Consider the following 4,443-nt stretch of genomic DNA (forward strand, 5'->3'; position numbering starts at 1 on the left):
CAGAAGATGTTCTCGCCGAGCATCGGGTTGTGGTCGTCGGGTGCCTGCTGGCTGGCGTAGCCGGTGCGGGCGAGGTAGCGGTCCAGCAGGGCGGGCGCGATCCGGTTGCCAAGGATGGTGGCGACGGTGGAGACGCCGACCCACATGCTGCGCCGTGGGTGCTCGGCCGCGTGGACCACCGCACGCGCGCCCACCTCGGGCTGGTAGATCGGCGGGACGGGCCGCGGGTGGTGACGCAGCCGGGAGAGCACCCAGTTGAACTGGACGGTGTTGAGCGCGGGCATGTGTACCATCACAACCCGCACGTTGCTGCCGTCGTGCAGCAGTTCGGTCAGCACCGACTCGGTGAAGCCGGCGATGGCGTGCTTGGCGCCGCAGTAGGCCGACTGCAACGGGATACCGCGGGAGGCGAGGGCGGAACCCACCTGGATGATCACCCCGTGGTCACGTGCCATCATGTGCCGCAGCGCCGCACGGGTTCCGTTGACATGGCCCAGGTAGGTGGTGACTGTGGCGCGTTCGAACTCCTCCGGGGTGATCTGGGGAAAGGGAGCGAAGACGCTGGCCATCGCGTTGTTGACCCAGACGTCGACCGGCCCCAGCTCCGCGCGCGCCCGCTCGGCGGCCTCCTGCACGGCCGCGGCGTCGGCGACGTCCGCGGGCAGCGCAAGGCCGCGCCGGCCCGCCGCCGCCACGTCCGCTACCGCACCGGCCAGACCATCCTCGCCACGGGCCAGGACACCCACGTCGTAGCCGCGGCGCGCGAACTGCCGGACGGTCGCCCGACCGAGCCCCGCCGAACCCCCGGTGACCACCACCACTCCGCGCCGGCCGCCCGGCTGGTCAGCTGATCTCCGCATCATCCCTCCGTCCGGTCCCGCGATACGTCCAGTGCCGCGATACGTCCAGTGCTCGGTTCGAGCCCGACGATCGGCGTCCCGGCCCGCAGGTACGGATGCAGCAGCCGGGTCGTGCGCCGCAGCACCCGCTGCGCGGTGGCCAGCTGGCCCGTGGAGATCCAGGTCAGGCCGCAGCACACCGTCCCGCCGGGCATCACGACCCGCCAGCCGGCATCCTCCAACACTTCGATCGCAGCCTGCCCGATGTGCGGGTGGAAGCGGTTGGTGAAGGTGTCCGGCCAGAGCACCACCTCGCCCCGCCGGCCGGATCCCCGCGGCCCGCGCCGGGCGTACCAGGCCTGCAGGGACTCGGACGCGAACGGCGGGATGGCCCGTGCCCGGGCCACCCCGCCGGCGAGCTTCACCAGGTCGGTGAGCCCGGGCGCGGTCGCGAGCGCCACCGTCCGGGGCGCCAGGGAAGCGAGCCTGGCGGCCAGCGGCAGCCATCCCATCGAGTAATGAGCCAGCGGCCGGATGCGCCCCGCATAGTGGTGGGCCAGAAACTCGGCCTTGTAGGTGGCCATGTCCACGTTCACCGGGCAGTCGCTCTTGCAGCCCTTGCAGGCCAGGCACAGGTCGAACGCGTCACGCACCGCTGTCGAGCGCCAGCCGTCGCGGATCGGCGAGTCCGGGTGGCCCGCCAGCATCTCGAACAGCAGCCGGGCTCGGCCCCGAGTCGAATGCTCCTCCTCCCGGGTGACCATGTAGGACGGGCACATCACGCCGCCGCGCTCACACCACCCGAACGCATCGCCCGGACCCGCCGTACCGGGTCAGGAAGCCGGACCGCGGTCATATCGGCCACCCCGCGCCCATTCCCGCGCCAGGCCTGATCCCCAGGTCGATCGGGAAGTCGCGCATACCCACCCCTCTCCTGCGAGCGTCCCGCACCGGCTCTCCGTCAGGCATTCTCCGCGCCAGGCACTCGACAGGCCACCGCCTCGGCCATTCCCGCACCGGCGACCGGCCAACCATCCGCCCCCACCCACGGACGCTCCCGGCTACACGCCGTCCTTACGGGTCACCGGCATCGCCCGGGCGACGCCAGCCGCGGCCAGCCCACTCGATCGAGATTGGGCGCCCCTGGTAGCCGGCCGAGGCGGACCCCGTCCCAGGGGCGCGCGCCGGGACGCTCACCTCGCGACGCAGCTGGTCCAGCCCGGCGGACAGCCGCCCAGCCAGGTCCGCCGTCGGCGGCACAAGGCTGGGATCCGTCGTCACCGAGAGGCAGAGCTCGTCCTGCCAGCCGAGTGCCCCCACCGCAAGCGGCACGCCTTCGGCGAGAGGTACCAGCGGGTAGGTGTCGAGCAGTGGCAGGCCGACGAACTCCCGCGGGCCCGCCGAGCCTGGAAGGTTCGACACGATCATTCCAATATGCCGACCCTGATAGACGCTGCGAGCCGCGGGTCCGCGCAGCGGCGCAGGCAGGGCACCTATCACCCGCAGGGCCGCGCCGGCCGCGAGGATCCGCCCCGGGCGCCGCGCCCGCCGGCCACCGGCGGTAATCGCCCGCAACCGCCAGGACACTGGCATCGGGTCGAGCGGCAGGTCGAGCTGCACCGCCGTGGTCGCGTTACCCAGGTCGTCGCCGATGGCGGTGCCTGTCGTGCGCAGAGAGATCGGCGTGATGGCACGGACCGCCGCACCGCACGGCTGGCCCTGCTCGGCCAGCAGCTGGGCCGTGGCCTGTGCCACCATGGCGAGCAGGACGTCGGTCACGCGGGCGTTCGCGGCCCGCGCGACTGCCCGAACCTCGGGCAGTCGCAGCCGCACCATCCGCACCCGGCGAGCCGGTCCCGATCGCCCAGACCAGGGGAAGGGGGGCGCGGCTCCGTCCAGCCCGAGCCGCACCATGCCGGTGGTCACGGCCACCCATCGCGCGGGCGCGGGCGAGGCGGACAGCGAATCCGGCCGCACGGCTCCGGGCAGCGCCACAGCACGCAGATCCTCCGGACCGTCCAGGAAACGGTCCAGCAGGGCGATCGCGCGGACGCCATCAGCGATGGCGTGGTGCAACACGACCACGACCGCGGCTTCCGCCGGCCCGACACCTCGCACGAACCACATCCGCCACAGGGGACGGTCCCGACGCAGCGCGACGGCCGTGGCCTGCGAGACGAACCGTTCGAGCCCGGGCCGGCCGGCGCCGGGCGGCAGGGTCACCTCGCGGACATGCCAGGACAGGTCGATGCTCCGGGCCAGTTCCCATCTGTAGCCGGACAACGGCCCCGGCGACACGACTCGTCGCAACATCGGGGGAATATCCGCCAGGCGCCGAGCGACATGGGCGCGGATGTCGGCGAGCGTGGGCGAGGAGCTGCCGGGGAGGAGTCTCAGAACCGCGACGCCCCCGACCTGCTGCGGGCTGCGGGGGCCTTCCACCTCGAGGAAGAAGGCATCGGCCGCGGGCATTCGGCGCCGTTCCCGCGGCTGGCTGTATCCCGGCCCCTCCGGACGAGCTCGCGCCCCCGCCCCGCCGCGGTCACGGGCAGCCGTCCGCACACCCGACCTACGCACACCCGGCCCCCGTCTACCCGGCCGCTGGCGCTGGCGCTGCCACCACTCTGCCCCGGCCACCCCGCCACCGCCGCGCGAATGACAGCCGCCCGGTACCGGGCGGTGCGGCAGTCGTGCCAGCGTCAGCAGATGCCGATGGCATGCCGTCAGATGCCGATACCCGTCGACGCTGTGCTCTCAAGGACGCTGTACTGAGGAGCATGCCACTCGGGCCGCCCGAACAAACTGACGGCTGCCTTACGGAACTCGCTGCTCCGGTGCGGACGTGCGCTGACGGGGCACCCCGATGCCGCAACGGCGCGGTTCGGGTGCCCGCCGATCAGGGCTGCGGAATGCGCGGCAGGCTGGCGGGCACACCGGCCGGATGCAGACGCTGCCTGCTGGGCGCCGCCGCGCTGGCCGGGGTTGCCTCCGGTGGCCGTCTCGGCGACCGGCTGCTGGCAGCCGGACGGCTCACCGGGCGCATCCAGGTCGCCATCGGCGCCTATTTCCTCGCCGCCGTGCTGCTGCCGGCCATCCTCAGCTCGACCCTCACCGTCACGGTTCCGCTGTTCGCACTGGCCGCCATCGCGCTTGGCGCAACGAATCCGCCGCTGGATGCGGCTCGCCTGGACATCATGCCGGCACCGCTATGGGGACGGGCGGAAGCGATCCGTGGCGTGCTGCGGACGAGCACTGACGGTGTGGCACCGCTGGTGTTCGGTGCGCTGGCGGATATGCTCGTCCGCCCGCACGGCCGGGGCCTGCAACTCACCTTCCTGATCATGATGGCTCCCATGGTGGCCGCCGGCCTCGTCGGTCTCCGGGCGCTACGCACCTATCCCCGAGACGTCGCCACAGCCGCGCAGTACGAGGACCGCCACCACTGACCGCGGCAACCGCCAAGCATCCCCGATCTCTCACCTCATCCATCAGCACACCCATCGGCGACGTTCACCGGCGGTGAGAAGGTGACGTCTGGGCAGTCACGGGAGGGGATGCAACGGGACATCTAGCGGGAGTTTCCTAGATAGGTTGATCTTTGGAG

At 72.3% G+C, this 4,443-nt stretch carries 3 protein-coding genes and 1 pseudogene; 1 reads left to right on the plus strand and 3 read right to left on the minus strand.

The window, feature by feature from the left end; all coding sequences use genetic code 11:
• The 3 genes and pseudogenes from AC08OX_RS12775 to AC08OX_RS12785 form a co-directional block, all read right to left on the minus strand.
• Positions 1-860: SDR family oxidoreductase (locus AC08OX_RS12775; RefSeq protein WP_476608020.1), on the minus strand; the 860-nt coding region annotated here is incomplete at its 3' end.
• Positions 860-1,624: pseudogene (locus AC08OX_RS12780) on the minus strand ((Fe-S)-binding protein); the annotation flags it as partial. The gene AC08OX_RS12775 and the pseudogene AC08OX_RS12780, both read right to left, overlap by 1 nt.
• A gap of 289 nt (positions 1,625-1,913) precedes the next feature.
• Positions 1,914-3,311, minus strand: coding sequence for a wax ester/triacylglycerol synthase domain-containing protein (locus tag AC08OX_RS12785; RefSeq protein ID WP_476608021.1), 1,398 nt, complete (start codon positions 3,309-3,311; stop codon positions 1,914-1,916).
• A 362-nt stretch (positions 3,312-3,673) separates the two neighbouring features.
• Between AC08OX_RS12785 and AC08OX_RS12790 the strand changes: the two genes are divergently transcribed.
• The gene (locus AC08OX_RS12790) at positions 3,674-4,285 is read left to right on the plus strand and encodes a hypothetical protein (RefSeq protein ID WP_476608022.1); all 612 of its coding nucleotides are present in this window, start codon (positions 3,674-3,676) and stop codon (positions 4,283-4,285) included.
• Positions 4,286-4,443 lie beyond the last annotated feature (158 nt).

Source organism: Frankia sp. CoBUL1, from assembly GCF_978021245.1.